The sequence below is a fragment of the Aneurinibacillus sp. UBA3580 genome (assembly GCF_002375825.1).
GTDB classification, from domain to species: Bacteria; Bacillota; Bacilli; order Aneurinibacillales; family Aneurinibacillaceae; genus Aneurinibacillus; species Aneurinibacillus danicus.
In genome coordinates, this window is the sequence record NZ_DFMZ01000065.1 from 1 (window position 1) to 21,312 (window position 21,312).

Annotated in this window: 21 protein-coding genes and 1 pseudogene; 10 read left to right on the forward strand and 12 right to left on the reverse strand. The window is 46.4% G+C overall.

Going from position 1 to position 21,312, the window contains the following annotated elements:
- Positions 1-232, forward strand: a 232-nt coding sequence (locus B2899_RS10220) for a hypothetical protein (protein ID WP_286885550.1), incomplete at its 5' end; no start/stop codon positions are given.
- Positions 233-264: 32 nt separating this feature from the next.
- On the opposite strand, the gene B2899_RS10225 is transcribed toward B2899_RS10220, so the two are convergent.
- From B2899_RS10225 to B2899_RS10245, 5 genes are all read right to left on the reverse strand, one after another.
- Complete coding sequence (locus tag B2899_RS10225) at positions 265-600, reverse strand: hypothetical protein (RefSeq protein ID WP_246147419.1); 336 nt, start codon at positions 598-600, stop codon at positions 265-267.
- Between the two features lie 307 nt (positions 601-907).
- A complete protein-coding gene (gene tatA / locus B2899_RS10230; protein ID WP_146811942.1) occupies positions 908-1,129 on the reverse strand; it encodes a twin-arginine translocase TatA/TatE family subunit in 222 nt (73 codons plus the stop codon).
- Between the two features lie 19 nt (positions 1,130-1,148).
- Positions 1,149-2,810: a PhoX family protein gene (locus B2899_RS10235; RefSeq protein WP_286885555.1), complete on the reverse strand. Its 1,662-nt coding sequence runs from the start codon at positions 2,808-2,810 to the stop codon at positions 1,149-1,151.
- Between the two features lie 192 nt (positions 2,811-3,002).
- Positions 3,003-3,623 carry a flavin reductase family protein gene (locus B2899_RS10240; RefSeq protein WP_146811944.1) on the reverse strand — a complete coding sequence of 207 codons (621 nt, stop codon included), beginning with the start codon at positions 3,621-3,623 and terminating at the stop codon, positions 3,003-3,005.
- 28 nt (positions 3,624-3,651) lie between these two features.
- The gene (locus B2899_RS10245) at positions 3,652-4,437 is read right to left on the reverse strand and encodes an isochorismatase family protein (RefSeq protein WP_286885559.1); all 786 of its coding nucleotides are present in this window, start codon (positions 4,435-4,437) and stop codon (positions 3,652-3,654) included.
- Positions 4,438-4,711: 274 nt separating this feature from the next.
- Between B2899_RS10245 and B2899_RS10250 the strand changes: the two genes are divergently transcribed.
- Positions 4,712-5,905: an MFS transporter gene (locus B2899_RS10250; protein ID WP_170230371.1), complete on the forward strand. Its 1,194-nt coding sequence runs from the start codon at positions 4,712-4,714 to the stop codon at positions 5,903-5,905.
- 75 nt (positions 5,906-5,980) lie between these two features.
- Entirely contained in the window at positions 5,981-6,355 is a 375-nt protein-coding gene (locus tag B2899_RS10255) for a hypothetical protein (protein WP_146811947.1), read from the forward strand.
- A gap of 219 nt (positions 6,356-6,574) precedes the next feature.
- Here B2899_RS10255 and B2899_RS10260 read toward each other — a convergent pair whose 3' ends face one another.
- From B2899_RS10260 to B2899_RS10270, 3 genes are all read right to left on the reverse strand, one after another.
- Complete coding sequence (locus tag B2899_RS10260) at positions 6,575-7,048, reverse strand: DUF1641 domain-containing protein (protein ID WP_286885562.1); 474 nt, start codon at positions 7,046-7,048, stop codon at positions 6,575-6,577.
- Positions 7,049-10,003 carry a formate dehydrogenase subunit alpha gene (gene fdhF / locus B2899_RS10265; RefSeq protein ID WP_286885564.1) on the reverse strand — a complete coding sequence of 985 codons (2,955 nt, stop codon included), beginning with the start codon at positions 10,001-10,003 and terminating at the stop codon, positions 7,049-7,051.
- Positions 10,004-10,307: 304 nt separating this feature from the next.
- Positions 10,308-10,679, reverse strand: coding sequence for a DUF2294 domain-containing protein (locus B2899_RS10270; protein WP_146811950.1), 372 nt, complete (start codon positions 10,677-10,679; stop codon positions 10,308-10,310).
- 147 nt (positions 10,680-10,826) lie between these two features.
- Here B2899_RS10270 and fdhD point away from each other — a divergent pair, with 147 nt between their 5' ends.
- A complete protein-coding gene (gene fdhD / locus B2899_RS10275) occupies positions 10,827-11,624 on the forward strand; it encodes a formate dehydrogenase accessory sulfurtransferase FdhD (RefSeq protein ID WP_414631767.1) in 798 nt (265 codons plus the stop codon).
- 66 nt (positions 11,625-11,690) lie between these two features.
- Here the strand turns inward: fdhD and B2899_RS18445 are convergent.
- Both B2899_RS18445 and B2899_RS10280 read right to left on the reverse strand, forming a co-directional pair.
- Positions 11,691-11,939 (reverse strand): annotated as a pseudogene (locus B2899_RS18445) (zinc ribbon domain-containing protein); the annotation flags it as partial.
- 81 nt (positions 11,940-12,020) lie between these two features.
- Positions 12,021-13,136: an AraC family transcriptional regulator gene (locus B2899_RS10280; protein ID WP_286885569.1), complete on the reverse strand. Its 1,116-nt coding sequence runs from the start codon at positions 13,134-13,136 to the stop codon at positions 12,021-12,023.
- 388 nt (positions 13,137-13,524) lie between these two features.
- On the opposite strand from B2899_RS10280, the gene B2899_RS10285 reads away from it, so the two are divergent.
- From B2899_RS10285 to B2899_RS10310, 6 genes are all read left to right on the forward strand, one after another.
- A complete protein-coding gene (locus B2899_RS10285) occupies positions 13,525-13,893 on the forward strand; it encodes a hypothetical protein (RefSeq protein WP_286885572.1) in 369 nt (122 codons plus the stop codon).
- Positions 13,890-15,461, forward strand: a complete 1,572-nt coding sequence (locus B2899_RS10290; RefSeq protein ID WP_286885575.1) for a cation acetate symporter — start codon at positions 13,890-13,892, stop codon at positions 15,459-15,461. Before B2899_RS10285 ends, B2899_RS10290 begins: the two co-directional genes overlap by 4 nt.
- A gap of 266 nt (positions 15,462-15,727) precedes the next feature.
- The gene (locus B2899_RS10295) at positions 15,728-17,494 is read left to right on the forward strand and encodes an N-acetylglutaminylglutamine amidotransferase (RefSeq protein ID WP_286885577.1); all 1,767 of its coding nucleotides are present in this window, start codon (positions 15,728-15,730) and stop codon (positions 17,492-17,494) included.
- A gap of 2 nt (positions 17,495-17,496) precedes the next feature.
- Complete coding sequence (locus tag B2899_RS10300) at positions 17,497-18,312, forward strand: GNAT family N-acetyltransferase (protein ID WP_286885579.1); 816 nt, start codon at positions 17,497-17,499, stop codon at positions 18,310-18,312.
- 2 nt (positions 18,313-18,314) lie between these two features.
- Positions 18,315-19,232: an ATP-grasp domain-containing protein gene (locus B2899_RS10305; protein ID WP_286885585.1), complete on the forward strand. Its 918-nt coding sequence runs from the start codon at positions 18,315-18,317 to the stop codon at positions 19,230-19,232.
- Between the two features lie 341 nt (positions 19,233-19,573).
- Positions 19,574-20,461 carry an AraC family transcriptional regulator gene (locus B2899_RS10310; RefSeq protein WP_286885581.1) on the forward strand — a complete coding sequence of 296 codons (888 nt, stop codon included), beginning with the start codon at positions 19,574-19,576 and terminating at the stop codon, positions 20,459-20,461.
- 256 nt (positions 20,462-20,717) lie between these two features.
- On the opposite strand, the gene B2899_RS10315 is transcribed toward B2899_RS10310, so the two are convergent.
- The gene (locus B2899_RS10315) at positions 20,718-20,849 is read right to left on the reverse strand and encodes a hypothetical protein (RefSeq protein WP_286885582.1); all 132 of its coding nucleotides are present in this window, start codon (positions 20,847-20,849) and stop codon (positions 20,718-20,720) included.
- Positions 20,850-20,964: 115 nt separating this feature from the next.
- On the reverse strand, positions 20,965-21,153 hold the full coding sequence (locus B2899_RS10320) for an H-type small acid-soluble spore protein (RefSeq protein WP_146811959.1): 189 nt from the start codon (positions 21,151-21,153) through the stop codon (positions 20,965-20,967).
- Between the last annotated feature and the right edge of the window lie 159 nt (positions 21,154-21,312).

The window sequence follows — 21,312 nt, forward strand, 5'->3', positions numbered from 1 at the left end:
CATAGTATGCCTGCACTTGCGTTTTTTATGCTTTTTCTGTGAAAATCATGAAGAAAGAGGGAGAAGAGGGAGGAAAAAAGAGCTAAGGAAGAAAAATGCCTTCGCCTTTTTCCACATTGAAATCATCCCCTCGTTGTCTTCTCTCTTTTCCTTCGTACCCAAAAAAGCAGTCGTTCTTCCCATGATTTTCATGTCAGGGTTGCGGCTGAAAAGCCATGGCGGTTTTCTATAAAAAACGCCCCTCTATATATAGAAGAGCGGCGCCTATCCAACATGGGAAGAGTTTTGACAGAAAATTTTTTCCAACAAATAAATAATATACGGATGTCGGTAACCTACCTGGTGTTCTAAACGGTATACATGGCTCCAGAGAGAATTATACGTACTTCGATACTCCTCAGGTATATACTCACCGAAACATTTTTGAAGATGCAGCAGACGCCATTTAGCATACGCTCTTTCTGTTGCCGTATTTTTCTTTTGTCCGACATCGATTTGGACAATTTGCCGATTCGCTTCATGCAATAGTGTCTCGATCATGTCCGTCAAACAGGCAAATTCCCGGTTTTCAAACATACATTCCGTTTTCATACCCACCATTTCAATCCCCTTATTTTCATTTTATTAAGGTTGCAATGATGAAATAATAATTTAACGTAAAAATCAACCGAAAAATAGTATACACGATTCTGACAATAAAAGTAACATAAAATTCATGTTTCTTCCAAATATTTCTCTTGACAAACCAGATCCCCACACATGTGTTCATGTTTATTCGATTTACTTTTTCTATTTTTCAGTTAGTGCATAAAGTCTATCTGCCGATCCCGCATCTATGCTTGACTGCATAAATAAAAAGAGCAGCACAATTAAATGCCGCTCTTTCTTCTAACATCAAACTTATTAGTTACGATAATTTCTTTGTTTTCTCTTCGCTGCTTACCAGCATAGGTGTAGATTTCTTCTCTTCTTCCTCATCACCATTAATCAGATTTTTCGACGCCGATTTGAATTCTGTTAGCGTACGGCCTAACGCACGGCCAATCTCCGGCAGTTTATTCGGTCCGAATACGATGAGCGCAATGACGAGAATAAGAATCAACCCGGGAATTCCGATGTTTGAAAGCATGCAATCGTCCTCCTATTTATTAAAATCCGGTAATCGCTACGACGCTTGGCAGTGCAATCGACATACCGCTCTTCGGCCAGTGGCTGGTAGGTGCCGTGTACGCCTCCAGATTCTCGCCTGGATGCTGTACGGACAGAAAAAGCGTCTTCTCATCCGGCGTAAACCAGGGTCCCGTCATTTCTGCACCGATTGGAGCAGAAGCAAATTGTGATGCGATGCCTTTGTCCGCTCCGGACGTCGGAATGAAAAACATTCCGTTATTGCCGAATGGTTTGTAAATTCCGCTGTTCATAGACGTGGATGAAATGTCCGTTACTACCCACAGATTGCCCGCACTGTCAAACATAAGGTTGTCCGGTGCGGCGAATCCGCTCTGTGGGCCGCCCGTCGCGAAAATCTCAAACATGAATTCTTCTGCTGCATGATTGTTGTCTTTTTCAAATAGACGGACAATCTGCCCATAGAAGTTACCGTGTTTAGAGTTGTTTGTCAGCGCGATAAATACGCTGCCGTCAATCGGATGCACTTCCAAATCTTCCGGACGGTCCATCGGCGTTGCGCCTACCGCTTTTGCCGCTTCACGGCAGTTTACAAGCACGTCGGCCTGGGAAGCAAACATCGGCTTCTTATCTGCGTCTACCGCTTTTTGCAGCGCCTCGTTTTTCGTATAATCCAGCGCAATCCATTTCCCTTTACTGAAGTTGGCTACATACAGTGTACCTTCTTCCAACAGCTTCGCATTTGCTTTGCCAGCCGCTTTATTGTACGCACCTTTAGAAACATACTTGTATACATATTGATCGTTAGCATCGTCGCCCATGTATACGACAAGCTGTCCGCTCGGTGCAATTGTCATGGCGGTATTTTCATGAGAAAACCGGCCTAAAGCCGTATGCTTCTTCGGCACAGAATTCGGATCGAACGGGTCCACTTCTACCACCCAGCCATAGTGGGTCGCGTCTTTTAATTTGGTATCTGCCACAACACTATCAAAGTTTTCTTCACAGGAGAGGATCGTATTCCATAGCGTAACCCCGCCCGAACAGTTGGCAAACGTCCCTACTACTTCACGGGCTCCGTTCACCGCGGAGCTGCCTGCAGCCGGACCGGTCAATGCATGCCTGGTTAAACCGCTGACGCGGCGGCCGTATTTCGAATCGGATATAAGACGCCATTTTCCGTTTTCTTTTTTAATCTCAATCACTGACCCGCCCAGCGCGTACAGATACTTTTCAATCTGTGCCGCCGTACGTGTATTATTTTCCGGGTCGGCATTCAGTGTGTCATAACCGGTTACATAGTATTCTAACTCACCCAGGTACTCATGGTTCACCCATAGCAAGCCGTGCTCACTGCTTCCCTCAATCGGCAGAAAACAGGTAAAGTCATTATTAAAACCGAAGGTGTCGCCTTTGGTGTTAATTTTATCCCCATATGAAGCAATAACGTCATATTTGTATCCCTGCGGTAGTACAAGATCGTCTTTATCCGTCGCCTGAATCGGTTTGAACTTAAAATTGGACGGCTTATGCTTGTCCTCATCCATGCCGAAGAGATGATCTGCCGTTTTTCCGGACAGTGTCTTCTCGGCCGCAAAAGCCGTAATACCCGTAGCAAGGGATGCCAGCGCTGCTGTGCCTGTACCAAGATACGTTAAGAATTGTCTGCGGTTCATTTCCATAGGTTTATCACTCTCCGCTTTTTTCGTTCGATATGTATTTTTCAATTTCCCTATGTTTTTATTGTACAGACACTTTCTTAGGCTACTTTTAACCCCGCTTAAAGTTCTTGTAAAAAATGTAAACCCAATATAAAGGTTTCCTGTGGTTTCCGATTTCTTCTATGTTTTCTTTTTATACAACGGTTAGATGATTTAAGTGGGACGTTTAATCGAAAATAGTTCACCAAGTTTAGCGTAGGTATTTCCAGCCAGACGACTTACAGGCTTTACTTTATCCACAAGAATATAGCCTTTATCTTGATCGTATAAATCGTCAGCTATATGGTAATAAACGATTTGACCAATTAATAAATCAGCAGTGATTTTACCGTCTTCCCCATTAAATGTAAGGTGCTTCTCAAGTTTGCATTCAAAACGGATGGGTGCCTCCTTAATACCGGGCACAGAAATATGTGTGCTATCAACCGTATGCAGTTGTGTCAAATCAAGTTCGCTTTCATCCGGATCTAAGGAGGCCGCTGTTTTGTTAATCTCTTCTATCATATCTTCATTACTTACATGTACAACAAACTCTCCTCGCTCTACTGCATTCCGAGCGGTATCCTTCATATTACCATTTACTCGCTGTACTGAAATAGATAGACGCGGGGGAGTGCTGCTGATGATATTAAAATAACTAAATGGGGCAGCATTGACGATTTGATTAACAGTAGAAAGAGTGGTAACAAAAGCTATCGGACGGGGGACAATCGTTCCTGTTAATAGTTTGTAATTATCTTTAGCAGATAGTTCTTCTGGACGAATGCGTATCATATGACTTACTTCACTCTCCTTAGCAAAGTTAATCCGAGCTCTCTATCGGCGGTTTCATGCCTTTTAATACCTTCTCTATACTCATGACATCTGCATATCTTGCGTTTAAGTCTATTAATGTCGAGTTTTGCAGGGTTTGATTACGATCTCCCACAGCTTCTTTAGGAATAATTACTCTGTAACCTCTTTGAAGAGCATCTACAGCAGTTGCTCTTATGCTTCCACTTGTTGTAGCACCAGCCAGTATTACAGTATCTATCTGGCGTTCATTCAGAAAATCATCTACTTGACAATTATACAAGTCAGTAATATGCACGGTAGGATTAATAATATCATAAGAATAGTCACTAAGATCTGGATGAATGTTGACCCACGTACTTTGACGATCCAAAATCTGAAGGGATGGGAACTTCTGGCACCATAACTTAGATACCCTATTAGTTGAATCGTATATTGTTATAGTAAAGATAATTGGTATGTTATGGGAAAGAGCTTCTTCTATAAGTCGTTTTGTTGCAGAAATTTGCTCTTCAATCTTAATAGATAATTGAGAATGCGGTTCAGTAAAAGCTATGGTTAAATCACGAATGAGAAGAGCCGGTTTGTTACCAAATCCAATTTGTCCTGAAAATCCTTGATTGGAGTAAAGTTGTTGTAACTCATCTAGAATATATCTTCTTTGGCCTCCAGGAGTATATAAAACCTTTAGACCATAACCTTCAACAGTCCCATTCTTCTCTAACCGCCGCAGTGTACTTGGCGAAACTCCCAGTAGCTTTGCAGCTTCAGATATATTTAAAAGATTTTCGTACATATCAATTCCTCTTTTCACAAAACTAAGTTTAAACATACAAATAGCTTGTTAAAATTACAAAAAGCATGCAAAGTTCCTTAAATTTATCATTTATTATATCATAATATCTCCCATCACCCCACTTTATGTTGTTTTAATTTACCAATCGTGTTTTCTACTCATATTCTTACATCCCAACCAAAAATTATGATGGAAATCTTTGCTTGAGCAAAGATGAAACGGAGCGGACAAGCTAACCATGAGGTTGTATTCTTTTTGTAAAAGGAGCTTTTTCATGGAACAAACAGGAAAACTTGATGGCCAGGCCAGGCTTTTGCTGCTGATGAATACGCTGTATCTCAGCTCCATCGGGCTCTCCAACACCTTCGTCAACGTCTACCTGTGGAAAGTGAAAAGCGACTACGCTATAATCGGGCTGTTTAACCTTTTTACCTTTCTCGCCATCCCGATTGCATTTTGGATCGGGGGCCATTTGATTAAACGCCGGGACCGGGTGTTGAGCATACGGATCGGTGTCTTCATTATGGCCGTGTTTTATCTTACAGTGCTTATGCTCGGTAAATCGGCGACGGCCTATATTGTGCCGCTCGGCCTGCTGCTCGGTACGGGTGCGGGGTTTTACTGGCTGGGCTATTATGTCATGTATTTCGAAATTACAGGCCCTGACAACCGCGATGTCTTTAACGGGGCAAACGGACTCCTAATGTCGATAGCGGCCGGTGGCGCTCCTTTTTTCGCAGGCTGGCTGGTTACCCATCAGACAAACGGCTATCGGCTCATTTTCTCCTTATCGCTTATCATCTTTACTCTGGCGGTTATCGTCAGCTTCTTCATCTGCGGTCGGAAGTGTGAAGGGAAACTGGATTTGCGCAGCGTTTGGACAGATACACGCGATATTTCAAAGTGGCACTATGTTGTATTCTCATACTTTTTCTGGGGCATGCGGGAAGGCGTGGTTATTTTTCTCGTTGGCCTCCTGGTATTCGTCGCATCGGCCAGCGAATTTACGGTCGGCACCTATGCCCTCTTCACTTCCATTCTTTCTCTGGTGTCCTATTATGCGGTCGGCAAATGGATTCGACCTCACAGGCGCGGCCGCTCGCTGCTCATCGGCGCGTTCATGCTCTCGGTATCCGTGCTGCCGCTTCTGGCGCAGCTTCGCTTCGGCACTCTGCTTCTGCTCGGAATCGGTACCGCATTGTTTTATCCTTTTTTCGCTGTACCGCTCGTGTCGACAAGTTTTGACGTGATCGGCGAAAGCATGGAAAAAGCCAGGCTGCGGGTCGAGTATATTATTATTCGGGAGTTTGCCTTCAGCCTGGGACGTCTGCTCAGTACCCTGGTATTCGTACTGTTCGTCGCCACTACCGGCAGTTCTCTGGTGCTTGTCCTATATTTGATGGCGCTGAATCTTCTGCTGCTGTTTTGCTGGATTTTTATGCGGCACGTCTTTCCGGCTCATGTATAAGATGCATAAGAAAAAAGACACGTGCAAACAATAATAAAGAGAAGCTTTCACCCTTCGGAAAGGAAACGACGGAGCATGGACGAAAAATACATTCTCGCCTATTTCAATACACCCGAACAAGCCGAAAACATACGGCAGCAGTTAGCCGCGCAAGAAGGGATTATCGCTCTCCAGGTGGACCGCATCGGTCTATATCCCGGTCCCGAACCGGAACGACCGATTAATTCCATCACCGGCAACTTCGCCAGTCTTGCTTCACTGACAACCGACGCTTCACCCGGTCAAATCGACGCCAATATCATGATGGCCGCTCACCCGAGTGCAAGCGGCATGAGCGACGGTGATGACGATACGATCCGGGGAAGGGATATTTTACTGACGGTTGTAATGCGGCCTGAATACTATGAAAGCGTGCGGAAAATGATTCGCTCTGCAGGCGGCTTGATATGAATCCGATCTATAAGATGACATTTTTGACGTAAAAAGAGAGGCCGCATGTGCTCCCCTCTAATAAAAAAAACTCCAATATCCATAAATAACCAAAAATCAGGACACAACAAGAGGCTGGCCCGAAAAAGTCGCTTTTCAACGACCTTTTGAGACAGCCTCTTTCGGCAATTACGCATTCTTTTTTACGATCTCATATCTCTTCTGTTCTCACCATACAACCTATAGTTTCTGTCCCATGCCCTTCAGGAAGCCGAGCATAACGGTCATGGCGCGGTTGATGTCCGGGTCTTTGTAGGCTTTCATCAAATCGAATATACCGGTTTTCTTGCCTGCACGCACTTCTTCTGCAGAGTGCTGCATGCCGTTGACAATGCCTTCGAACACTTTTTTAATCGTCTCCGGCTCCAACTCACCCAGCATGCCGACAGCGCTCATTACGTTGTTGACGCCGCGCGTCATTGTCGGTTTGGATAGCTGAGAGATGCCGATTTCCATAATTTTCTCCCTTGACTGAATCAAGCCGCCGATAATTTCTAGTGCGCCGCTCTCGTGCAGCAATTGAATCAGCTTTAACGTTTCTTGAAGCGCTTCGCCGTTTTTGGCTATGATGCTGACCAGCTCGCCCAGCGCCATGGCCTGTTTTTCGGCTTCGGTCGGTTCATGTTTCTTTACGACAGTTATCGGTTTCGCCATTTATTTCTCCCCCCGTCCGACGGTTTCAAGCGTACGATAATCCGCACGATTCCACTTGCGCTCCACTTCTACCCCGCGCTGCGGATTCCGCTTGCCGAAACGGGAATTGAAACGGGGCAGAGGGCTTGCGCCTTCCACTTCAAGCACCTGCATCTTTACCTTGGCCTCTTTATACGCCGGCGTGTGCGTCGTCACATCGGAGAAGCTGCTCGTCAAAAGGTTAACCGCAGAATCTTCACTCACAGAATTCATCGGTACGTAAATCTCTTTACCCTGTACACGGTCGGTCACGACAACGCGCAGTCTCACCGCACCATATTCGGATTGCAGGCGCACGAGCGAACCGTCTTTGATGCCGCGCTCTTGCGCCAGCTCCGGCGATACTTCCACAAACGTATCCGGAGCTTTGTACATCAACCCGTCGGACTTGTTGGTCAAGTTTCCTTCATGGAAATGTTCAAGCAGACGGCCATTGTTCAGGAACAGGTCGTACTCTTCCGGCATTTCCACCGGCGGAATCCAATCGGTCGGCGTCAGGCGTGCCTTACCGTCCGGGAACGGGAATCGCTCCGTGTACAGAAGGGGCGTATCCGTACCGTCCGCCTGCACCGGCCACAGCAAACTATTATATCCTTCCAGACGCTCATACGATACTCCCGCGAACAGCGGTGCAAGACTTGCCGATTCTGCCATTACTTCAGCCGGGCTTGAGTAGCTCCAATTCGCGCCGAGACGGTTCGCCAGATCGATAAGAATCTGCCAATCCGGACGGGATTCGCCCAGCGGCGCAAGCGCCTGATACAGACGTTGAATGCGGCGTTCCGTATTCGTGAACGTACCTTCTTTCTCCAGGCTCGGACTTGCCGGAAGTATCACGTCGGCGAATTGTGCCGTTTTCGTAAAGAACACGTCCTGTACGACGAAGAATTCAAGCTTTTCAAGGGCTGCTTGAACATGGTTAGAGTTAGCATCTACCCAGGCCATATCTTCGCCCATCAGGAACATAGCTTTCATTTCACCGTTATGAATCGCTTTGATCATACCCTCATTGTCCAGTCCTTTTTCGGAAGGAAGCGCGACTCCCCATGCCTTTTCGTAACGCTCGCGCACAGCGGCGTCCGTTACCAATTCGTATCCCGGATAGAAGTTCGGCAGCGTACCGAAGTCACAGGCGCCCTGTACATTGTTATGTCCACGCAGCGGGAAAGCGCCTGCATTCGGACGTCCGAAGTTGCCGGTCACAAGCAGCAGATTGCTGATCGCCGTGCTGGTTTCGCTTGCGCCGCAGTGCTGCGTAACCCCCATCGCCCAGAAGATGGCCGTACCGTCGGCTTCATGGATCATTTTTGCCGTCTGGATAAGCTGCTCTTTCGGGATGCGCGTCGTTTTCTCCGCGTACTCAAGCGTATATTTTTCAAGCGACTTTTTATATTCTTCAAATCCGTTTACGCGCTTATGAAGGAATTCGACATCGTGCCAGCCCTGGTCGATGATGTACTTCGTTACGGCAGACAGCCATACATGGTCCGTTCCCGGCGCCGGCCGCAGGAACAGGTCGGAGCGCTCCGCCATTTCGTTCTTGCGCAGGTCTGCAACAATGAGTTTGCGTCCATTCAGCTTGCGTGCGCGTTTCAGTCGGGTCGCGATAACCGGATGCGCTTCCGCCGGATTTGCGCCGACAATAATGCCGAGACCCGCACCGGCCATGTCATAAATCGTACCCGCATCACCGCCATAGCCCACAGTGCGGAACAGTCCCGTCGTCGCCGGGGATTGGCAATAGCGTGAACAGTTGTCGATATTATTCGTTCCGATAACGGAGCGCGCCAGTTTTTGCAGCAGGTAATTCTCTTCGTTCGTACATTTGGAAGAGGAGATGAAGCCGAACGCGTCTGCACCGTCACGCTCTTTAATCTCCTTGAACTTACTTACGATGAGAGAAAGCGCTTCGTCCCATGTCGCCTCGTAGAATTCATCGCCTCTGCGGATGAGCGGCTTCGTCAGACGTTCCTCGCTGTTGACAAAGTCCCAACCGAACTTGCCCTTTACACAGGTAGAAATACCGTTAACCGGCGCATCCGGAGTCGGTTCGATTTTGAGAATCTTCCGTCCCTTGGTCCATACTTCGAACGTACAGCCGACGCCGCAGAATGTGCAAACCGTCTTTGTTTTCTTTGTACGGGTGGCGCGCAGCGTCGCTTCAAGTTCCGATACGGCAAAGATGCCGCTATAGCCAGGCTCTACTTCTTTTACCAGATCAATCATCGGGCTTAAAAGCTCCGGCTTCATGCTGGTCATAATTCCCGCTTCACCTAGCATGGATTTCTCCATCAATGCATTGCACGGACATACATTCACGCAATGTCCGCAGGAAACACAGGACGACTCGTTAATCGCCACATCGTTATCCCAGATAACGCGCGGACGGTCACGCTCCCAATCAATGGACAGTGTTTCGTTAACCTGAACATTCTGACAGGCTTCTACGCATTGGCCACAGAGAATGCACTGATCCGGATCGTAACGATAGAACGGGTGAGACATATCGACTTCATACGGCTTTGGCCGGTACGGATAGCTTTGATGCTCGATCTGCATCATCTCTACCGTATTATGAATGCGACAATTGCCGTTATTGTTGTCACAGACAGTACAGTATAGCTGATGGTTTTCGAGGATACGATCCATCGCTTCCACCTGAGCCGCTTTGGCTGCCGGTGATTTGGTCTCAATATTCATACCTTCCGCCACTTTCGTCGCACAGGAGCGCACCAACTTACCGTCAATCTCTACCATACATGTGTCGCACGTTTGAATAGTGCCCAGATTCGGATGATAGCAAATATGCGGAATCTCAATATCTTGTTCCTTTATGACATCGACGATATTCTGCCCTTCGACTGCCTGATACTCTTTGCCGTTAATGCGAACGGACAGTTTCGTTGTTGTACTCATTTTTCTCCCCCTTGTTCAATCAGATTGAGCAACCGGCCCGATCGTCTGTCTCCCTGCAAAAAAAAATTCCATCACAAAACGGATCTGTAGAGACACTGCGCCTCTGACACAACTGTTTCATGATGGAATAGCCTGCGGCACGCAAGTACCGGTAACCAATCCGCCATATCAGAAAAGCGAAAAAACTAAGGAGCAAGTAGAATGCGCTTTCAGCAATCAACTTTGCAACTTAATCTTTTACCCACCTTATATATGTTATGCAAACCTACTTTAAAACATATTTAACATTATAGACACAATTTCATTAGCTGTCCAGACCCAATGGACGTTCGAAAACAAAAACCGTCATAGCCGTATCCAGTTCGAACCGAAAATCAACAAACAGCGTGAGCAGTTTGGCGTTGACCAGCTCTTCTAAGGGCTTTCCGACAGACAAGTCCTCATAGATTTTCTTGATAAATTCCGTGCGCGTTGCGTGAATCATTCGCTGCCCTTCCGCTGTTCGACTCATAAATTTCTCTACGCTTGTCAGGTTGCCTTTCATCTCGCAGATTGCCCACGGCCCGACAAAGCGAGTGACGATATGTGTAGGTCCCTTGCCGACATGCGTTTTCCGTATTTCTCGAACAATATTGCTGAACTCATGAGCGATACGTGCACGATTTGATTTTTCCATACATTCTCTTCCTCCTTTTTCTAGCATTGCACGTTTTAAAAGGGAATACAAGAGAGCGGTCGATGATTTTTCTTTTGACATTAGAGGTAAGAAGCTTAAAATAATGAAGAAAGAAAAATCTATGAACAAATGGAAGGGATATTTATGATTCAACCTATTGTTCACACGCGGACCATCCTGCGTTACCGTGACAATGAGCTGCATGAATGTACGGACGAAGTGGTTAGCGAATTCCCTGTAACAATTTTTCTCGATGAAGAAGAATTTGCTACGGTAGTATGTACGCCCGAATATATCGAAGACCTTGTGGTTGGATTTCTGGCTTCTGAAGGGGTCATTCGCTCCTATGAGGACATTAAAAGCTTGCTAGTACAGGAACAAGAAGGATTTGCACATGTAGAATTGCATAAAGCGCAGAAAATCAACCAGCAATTTTATTCCAGGCGCTACATTACCTCTTGCTGTGGAAAAAGCCGACAAAACTTTTATTTCTATAACGACGCGCGTACGGCAAAAGTAATGAAAGAGAAGAACGTCACACTGTCTGCTGAAGATTGCTTCCGTCTCATCCGCCTGATGCAGGAAGGCTCGGATGTATTTCAGAATACAGGCGGCGTCCACAACGCGGCGCTGTGCGATCGAGACGAAATCATTCTTTCACGTATGGACATCGGACGCCATAATGCGCTGGACAAAATTTACGGACACTGCTTAAAACATAAGATTTCTATGCAGGACAAAATCATCGCTTTCAGCGGACGTATCTCTTCGGAAGTGTTATTGAAAATAGCGAAAATTGGCTGTGAAGTCGTCCTATCCAAATCAGCGCCGACAGGCTTGGCTCTCGATCTTGCGGAAGAGCTCGGCATTACGGCCGTTGGTTTTATCCGCGGCAACTCGCTCAATGTATATACGCATCCGGAACGCATCGAGACACCCATCTAAAAATGTTTGACCTTCTCCCACGGCTGAAGCACGTGGGATTCTTCCGGTCTTTGTCACCGGGCAGAAAAAGCGGCGTGTCCTTGTTTGGTGCCGACGGCCGCAGAACGGACAGTCCTGGCTGGTGTAGGCTTCTCCGGTTTCTTCCACCACCACACCGGCTTTCTTTGCTTTGTAGGTGAGGTACACCGTAAGCCGGCCATGCTCCCACAGGGAGAGTTGCTGACGGCGGCGCTGGGTAGTTTTTCGCTTCTTCGTCGTGTCTTTCCTGGTGTTTTTCTCGATGCCATCCACCTTGCCGATGACCAGATGGGTCACCTGTTCAATGTAGAAAAAGGCGAAGGCCTTTTTCTTCCCCGGATCTCATTTCCTCTTTTCCTCTTTCTTTCCTCACGATTTTCACAGAAAAATAATTTCTTTCGTAGCTCGGTATTCACTGGGGGAAAGCCCTGCATATTTTTTGAAAGTGCAGCTGAAATAATTGGGGGTATTAAACCCCAGTTCCTCGGCAATCTGTTCGATGGTAAGATTCGTATGACGCAGCAACCACACCGCCCGCTGTATCCTTACAAACGTTACATAATAAACAAAGCTTCGTCCTGTCTCTTTTTTGAAAAGACGGCTAAAATAAGGAACGCTTAAGTTAATCTGTGCGGCCACTTGCCCTACAGATAAATTTTCCGTATAATGCTTTCCAATGTACTCTATGCATTTTTGCAGCTGTTCATCCTTCGTAATTTCTTCATAATAACGAAGCGATAATCTCTCATACGGTGGCGTGCGGCGCGCCTTCCTGCCCTCACGGTACGAATGATGCAGAAGCAACGGCTCCCGGTAAACAGATCCAACGCCTACATATATGTGAATGCCGTATTCCCCTTCCAATCTATCGATAACGCGCAGCATACTCGCGTGCCCTTCTTTCCAATAACGCAGGGAGGCGCATGCAGATGGAACGCGGAATAGCATGACCATATGCTTCCGGTACGGAAGAAAAAACAAATGCGGTACATAGGAGGAAAACTCTTCAAGAAAACAATCCTGTATTACAGTCGGCGCCTGCCAGCCTTCCTTTTCTTCCTGTTCCGGAAACCGGACAAACCCCTGGATAAAACACACAATATTGGGGACTGCGGCACCGGGAAGAAACGTCCGGGCTTCGATAACTTCCTGCTCAGTAGAAATTTCCCCTCGCAGCAAACGGCGCAGAAACGCTTCCTGAAATGGAGCGTCGTCCTGTCCCGCTCTCCCTTCCGCCTGCATTTGTTCGTAAATATCTTTATAGTTAAACGATCCGGTGCTCTCATTCGCCAATGATTCAAACGCTCGTTTTATATTACGAATAAACAAATTCTTCTTTACAGGTTTGGCGAACAATGATTGAAGTTCAAGCTCAATGGCAAGCGACGAAGTATGAAGCAGTTCGGGACAGATAAGCGGAAAAACGCGGCACTCTCTATTCCGTTTCCGGATGCGGTGGATGCGTACCCAATCGAAGGGCGTACGAATTTCCATAATTAAGAATATGCGGAAAGCCCGGCTGGTTATCTCCTTCGAAAATTACACATTGAGACGCACATTCTGCCCGAATCCACGCTTCTATTTTGGCTTTTTCTCTTTTATCTTCGATTGCCAGTTGAATGCTGTACAATTTTTTCTCTCCCCTTTTGCTCAATCTGCCCGCTGTACTGCCACTTACAATTTTTCAAACTTATTATGCCCAAAATCTTAAGATAGGACAAATTTTTATATATTTTAGATAATTTTCTGTAAGGCATCTTGCCTGTCGATGAAGTACAATCAATCAATAAAAAATATTTTCTGCCGTTATGTTAAGGAGGGAGGATAAAAAACGGCACCAAACAGATATAGAAATCTATCTGAGCAGGAGGAGAAGAAACATATGGCAAATGAGTATACTGAGTATGATTATGTCGCCGCAGGTACCATCGATGTTAGCGAACTTCCACCGCTTGATCCCGAGACGAATAAAATCATGAAAGACGAGTTCTCTACCGGCTTTAAACTAAGCCTGCTCTATTACGCATTCATTTTTGCTATTCCGATTTTAAACTGGTTCGCGCCCGAATTTATGTTTTCTCGCATATGGGGAGGCATGACGTACTCCTGGTTCCTCACCGGCATTGTCGCGATGGCTATGGCATTCATTATTGCTTACATTCATACTGCCCTTTATGAAAAACGCTTACAAAAATACCAAAGCAGCGACGGATCCTCATTCGGCAAACCTGAAGGGAGGGACATCGGATGATGCAGGCACTGCTAGAGCCTAAAATGATTATGACCATCCTTTTGATGGGAACCATCGTATACATTACGTATTTAACTAAACGAAGCGCTACGGCTTCTGATTACTTCGTCGGTGGCCGAAGCTTCGGCTGGTTCACCAACGGCTCCGCTATCGGCGGTGATTATCTGAGCGCCGCGACTTTTCTCGGTATCGCCGGTCTTACCTTCCAGCTTGGGTATGACGGTGCCTATTACGCTTTCTGCTTCTCGATCGGTCTGACGCTGCTTGCAATCTTCGTAGCCGGACCGTTGCGCCGGTTTGGCGCCTATACGGTTGCAGACTTCCTGGCTTACCGCTTCCACAGCAAACGTGCTCGCCTGGCCGCTGTGGCTGTCGTTCTGGCCATCTCCGGTTTCTATGCCGCTCCTCAGCTTCTGGGTGCTGCACAAATCTTAAGCATGTTCTTCGGAACAAGCTATGAATTCGGCATCATCTTTACTTGTGCAGTTATGATTTTCTATGTTGGTATCGGCGGTATGAAAGGAACGACGCTAAACCAGGCACTGGAGTTATGGATTCGTCTCGGGGCGTTCATCCTAATGGTTATAGCTGCTATCTATGGCGGTCTCCATTATGACAAGATTCTCGCTGGCATCAGCGAATTCAAAGGTGTTATCGGTGACACCGCACAATATGCAAAAGACGGTAAAGACGTAAGCTTCGACGGTACATCCTGGACCGGCACCGGAAACTACTTCCCGACATTCTGGCAAACCGTGTCCATGACAATCGGTCTTTCTCTCGGCACAATCGGCCTGCCGCACATCCTGCTCCGTTTCTATACGAACCCGAGTGCGAAAGCTGCGCGTAAGTCAGCACTTATGGCTATCGCTATTGCAAGCGTTTTCTTTTTCTTCGCCGTATACCTCGGCGCTGTAGGCCGTTCCATCTTCCTGAGCGGCACTGCAGAGCCGCAGGTTATGAAAGATCTGGTTGCGGGCGGTAACAATATGGTTATCCCGTCCACTGCACAGGCGCTCGGCGGCGAATGGCTGCTTGGTCTTGTTATTGCAGGTGCGTTTGCGGCGATTTTCTCCAATCTTTCCGGTCTGTTTATCGCAAGTTCCGGTGCATTGGCGCACGACCTGTACGCCACATTTGTCCGCAAAAATAACATCAGCGAACGCGAGCGCGTTATCGCAGGTAAAGTGTCCATCGTTATTCTCGGTATCCTTTATGGAACACTGGGCTTAATGGTTAAAAACGCTTCCATCGGTCACCTGGTGGCTCTTGCGTTTACCGTAGCTGCCAGTACGTTTACGCCTATCTTCATTCTGGGCATCTGGTGGAGAGGCATGACAGAGAAAGGCGCGATTGCCGGCCTGGTTATCGGTCTTTTGGCTTCCATGTACATGATTTTCTTTACGTCCACCCTGCCGGAGTTCCTGCAATTTAAAGTTCCCGGTTTAGTTACAGTACCGCTTGGCTTCCTGTCTGTCTATATTGTATCAAAACTTGACCGTAAAGTACCTGCTGATGTAAACGATTTTATGAGAAAAGTTCATTCCAAAGAATCTGAGGCCGCATAATGGCACAAATTAAAAGACCTGCCCGCTTACCTTATTGCATAAGGTATATGGACGCAGGTCTTTTTTTCTTCCATCAAATCATATTTAGTAAGATAAAATCAAATTCTTTGAATAATTTGCATAACAAAGGAAAATGAGATATTGTAAAACGTACCTTACGACAGACCTAATTATATATAGCAGGCTCTTATTTGTGGAATAAATGAAGCAGAGACCCCTATGGAATTGATTCCAGGAAAGTATTGTAGGAGATGATGTGAAAAACAATGTGTGGTATCTGTGGTGTTATTCGATATGACAAAGGCAATGTAGATGAGGGAACAGTACAAAACATGCTTCCGGCGCTTGAGACACGCGGTCCGGACGCCTCTGGAGTCTATATGGGAGAAGGATTCGGATTCGGGCACCGGCGCCTGAGTATTATCGACCTATCAGAAAACGGCCACCAACCGATGATCGATGAGGAATTGAAGTTAGAAATTGTCTATAACGGCGAAATTTATAACTTCAAGCAATTGCGTGACGAGCTGCAGCAACAAGGATATTCGTTCCGCTCTACCAGCGATACTGAAGTACTGCTAAAAGCGTACCATGCATGGGGCGACGAATTTGTTAAAAGGCTGAACGGCATGTTTTCTTTTTGTATTCATGATCAAATACGTGGGCGCTTTCTGTTGGGCCGAGACAGGCTCGGTATTAAACCGCTGTATTATGCCGAAGAAGGGCACGCGTTTTATTTTGCTTCCAATACTCAAGCATTAAACCGTGCCGGCATGATCCGCCCGGAGCTTTCTCCCGAAGCACTGCATTATTATTTGAGCTTCCATGCGGTTGTGCCCGCGCCTTATACGATTTTTAAAAACGTCAAAAAACTGGCTCCCGGGACGATTATGAGCATCAGTGCAGACGGTGCAAAAGAAATTTCTTCTTACTGGGACGTAAAGTTCGAGCGAAGCGAAACGCTGTCGGAGGAAGAATGGATTGAACGTGTGCTTGATGAATTGCGGCAAAGCGTCAAACGGCGTATGGTCAGCGATGTACCCGTCGGCGCCCTGTTGAGCGGCGGGCTGGACTCCAGCCTCATTGTCGCGCTTATGGCGGAATGTAATCCGCAGTCTCTGCATACCTACTCCATCGGATTTGAGGATGTAGGAACGGAAGAAGGAAACGAGTTCTACTATAGCGATATTATCGCCAAAGAATTCGGTACCGAACACAAAAAAATCTTCATTAATTCCAGACGTCTTCTTCCGAATATCGAAAAAGCAATCAGCGCCATGGCAGAGCCGATGGTCAGCCACGACGCTGTGGCATTCTACCTGCTCTCGGAAGAAGTCAGCAAAGAGACGAAAGTTGTGCTCAGCGGGCAGGGTGCAGACGAAGTGTTCGCCGGTTATCACTGGTATCCGAAAGTAATGAACGGAACACGGGACGCAGTAACGGAATATAGAGAAGCGTTTTTTGACCGTACGCATGAGGAAGTAATCGAAGCTCTGCAAACTTCTTATCATGGTCCTGACGTATCCGGACAGTTTGTCGCAAACCACTTCACCGCACCGGGCGCTGCGGAACCGGTCGATAAGGCGCTTCGCCTTGATACACGCGTCATGCTAATTGACGATCCGGTCAAACGGGTCGATAACATGACGATGGCCTGGGGCTTAGAAGCTCGTGTTCCGTTCCTTGATTACAAACTGGTCGAGCTTGCCGCCTCTATTCCTCCGGATCTCAAGGTAGCGAGCGGCGGTAAACACATCCTGAAGAAAGCGGGAGAGCGCGTCATTCCGCACGAAGTCATCTACCGGAAGAAAGGTTATTTCCCTGTGCCTGCCCTCAAATATCTGCGTGATGAATACCTGGACTTTGCACGTGAAATTCTTTCAACAGAAAAAGCAAAACAGCGGGGCTTATTCAACCCTGCTTACGTAGAAAAATTACTGCAAGCACCAGAGGATCATATGACCGTGTTAGGCGGAAGCAAACTATGGCAGTTAACCGTGCTTGAACTATGGCTGCAAAAGATGGGGTGTTAATTATGCAATATCGGGGAGAGAGAAAAAAATTTCGCCTGGAGCGGTTTAAAACCCCTTCTCTTCATAGCTGGAGCGAGAACATTCCAAAGATAAAAACGAAGGGAATGGATGCAGAGGTGGCCATTGACGTCGGCTGGGGTCACCTTATCTTCGGGCAAACATTCGATGACCATCATAAGCTCATCGACCTCTTCCTTGAGGAAAAAACAGGACGACGGGATCTGGCCATCTATGTACGAAACCATCATGTACTGCTGTCTAAAGCACCCAATCTTCTTTTTGTCGACCCATCCGTTACATTTCGGCTCTGGATGCATAACTATCGCATGCCAAAACGTAGACACGGCGGTTTTACTATCCGCTTTATGATAGATCGACGGGATGCGGAACGGGTCAATGAGATTTACCGAAAATGCGGCATGGTAGAGGCGGACCAGGATACCATGATAAAAAATCAGTACACGCAAACATTTAATTATTTCGTTGCGGAAGATCCGGGAGACGGAGAAATTATCGGCACCATTACAGGTATCGATCATAAAGCCGCGTTCAATGACCCGGAAAATGGAGCGAGCTTCTGGGCACTTGCCGTAGATCCGGATCGGCGTGCCAAAGGCATCGGCCGGGCTCTTGTACGCGCAGTAGCCGAGTATTATCTGGCCAAAGGACGTAGCTACCTTGACCTATCGGTTCTGCATGACAACAAGAAAGCCATCGCCCTGTACAAAGCGCTTGGCTTTGAACAAGTTCCTGTCTATGTGATTAAACGAAAGAATGATATTAATGAAGTGTATTATACAGGAGGCCCGCAGCCTTGAACGTGTATGCGCAAATACTCATTGATGAAGCGAAAGCACGCGGTATCGATGTTGAAATTGTAGACGAAGAAGCCAATCTTTACCGCCTCCATTATGACGGGAAGTCCGTGCTGTGCCGCGAATCGCTCACTGAAAAAACCTGTGCGATGGCAATGACAATCTGTGATGATAAATCGCTGACGCACCGGACTTTGCATAAAGCCGGGCTGCGTGTGCCCCGTCAGGCTTCTTATACCGATATGAATCATGCGGCGGAATTAATGCGAGAATGGGGCAGCGTAGTAATTAAACCGGCCAGCGGGGAACAGGGCCGAGGCATCACGGTAGATATACGCGAGGAAGCGGAATTGCGGCAGGCCATCGAATCCGCATTAGAGCATAGCAATCATATTTTACTTGAACAATTCGTTCACGGACGCGACCTGCGTATCATTGTAATCGACCATGAATTTGTCGCAGCCATCGAGCGTAGGCCCGCATGTATTACAGGTAATGGGGCGAATACCGTCCGTCAGCTGATCGAAGCGAAAAACAAATATCTCGCAGAGAAGACAGATGGTGAGTCCAAAATCCCGGTAAATAAAGAGACGGAGCGCGTCATCCGCCATCAGAATCTGAGCTGGGATGATGTACTTGCCGATGGCCAAGAAGTACAGGTATGCAAAACTGCCAATTATCATACGGGCGGCACCATTACCGATGTAACGGATAAGGTCTCCTCTTCTCTGCAAGAAGCCGCAGAGAAAGCAAGTCGGGTACTCAATATTCCCGTGGTGGGAATGGATTTTCTGGTCCCGGACTTTGCGGGAGATGAATATGTGATTATTGAAGCCAATGAACGGCCCGGACTTGCCAACCATGAACCCCAGCCAACAGCAAAAAAGTTTATCGACTTTTTATTCCCGAAAACAAAAAAATAATAGATAAGGAAAACAAGCCAGGTGAGCACATGTTGCATGCCTGGCTTCTATTCTATTTACAAATTTGGGGGATACTTCAGTCTACGCTGGGATTTCGTTTTGCTGAGGAGAAGAAACTCTTCCTGGAAGCTGTAATCTGTTCACTATCTTGCTCCCGCTGATAAATAACGAAAGCAGAGAATAGAAGCAATCCGGCAATCAAAATTCTTTTGTTTTAATTTGTTATGTTGTATGCTTGCATACTAAGCTTATGAATAAGAATAGACCCTACATAATTGTGCACGAAATGTCGGATGGATACATTCAACTCCTGCTATTCTATTGATAAAGGAGGTCATATAATGGATTCGCTTAAGAACATGAATGAAGCGATAAAGTATATTGAAGAAAACCTTACTAACGATATTGACTTTAAAGAAGTAGCAGGGCTGGCTTTCTGCTCCGAATATCATTTTAAAAGGATGTTTTCTTTCCTTGCAGGTATTTCACTATCGGAATACATCCGCCGCAGGCGTCTTACTCTTGCAGCATTTGAGCTTAAAGATAGCAACTCAAAGATCATTGACATTGCAATGAAATACGGGTACAACTCACCAGATTCTTTTGCACGAGCTTTTCAAAATTTGCATGGCATAACACCGTCAGAAGCCAGAAATAATGGCCATTCACTTAAAGCTTACCCACGAATGACCTTCCAGTTATCAATTAAAGGAGAAAGTGAAATGAACTATCGAATTGAAGAAAAAGAGGCATTTCGCATCGTTGGTATTAAAAAAAGAGTTCCTATTATTTTCAAGGGGGTTAATCCGGAGATTGCCTCTATGTGGAAAAGCTTGGATGGTGAAACGATCAATCAACTTAAAATACTTTCTAATGTCGAGCCTATGGGACTGCTTAGTGCATCCACGAACTTTTCCGAAGGCAGGATGGAGGAAAAAGGGGAACTTGATCACTATATTGGCGTAGCAACAACTAAGGAGTGTCCAGATAACCTAACACAGCTTGAAGTTCCTGCCTTAACATGGGCTGTATTCGAAGCGATCGGACCATTTCCTGATACGCTGCAAGATGTGTGGGGACGCATTTATTCCGAATGGTTTCCATCCTCAAACTATGAACAGACAGAAGGTCCAGAAATCCTGTGGAATGAGGATAAAGATGTAACCTCACCAACTTTCAAAAGTGAAATATGGATACCGATTTTGAAAAAGTCATATAATGCTGCGTGAGATTATTAAGTATCCGTTGAGCTGTTGCAACAGCTCAAATTGAAACTCGCCAAACACTCTGGCTACATTGCTCTTCCTGGACAGAAGAAAAATCCCTTCAGTTTCCGAAAACATCACGTCGTCTCAACCTCAGCAAGTTAGATATGCAGATAAAAAACCTTCAGGAAGTCCGGAGCATCCCTTCGTATGGGGCCTATACGATTGCGGTGGTCTGCAAGCAGGAGGGGAGAGAAGCTTTTCTCTCCTGCAAAGATTGCTACTTGCTTCTGAACCAGTTACTTGTGCGGGTTTTCTTCGGTCTTTTCGGATGCGTCGGGTCATAAAACCATCTTCTCTGCACAGTGACAAACGCCAGTACAGCTCCGATAAGAAACAGCAACCAACCCAAGGCGGTCCACCTCCTGACTATAGTGTACCCCAGGTATCTTTCAGGTCTCCGGTTAGCTTTTGTTCATAAAGGAAAAAGCTGCCGTTTTGTTCAGCAGCTTCTCTCGTTTTTGTTCTTAATGATGTTCCAGTTCTTTTAACTCCGACAGCGCGACCGTTTTTCGCTCGGTTGGATTGTCCATTGTATGTACCCTTGCTGTTTTGCTTTGTTCGTCAACGGAGTCGATCCATACCGGAACGCCTTCAAACCCTACATCAATCTTTTCAGGTGATTGTAGAATTTCCTGTGCACGTTTTGTTTCCATTTTATCACCCCTCTGCTTTTATATTTTGTCATCAAAAAGAAATCTATACTTTTTCACATATGATTTACGGAAGATAAAATATAGAAAAAAGCCCTTACCTAATTAGGCAAGAGCTTTGTATGTATCTGTTGCACATTGAAAACTGAATCAGAAGAAATA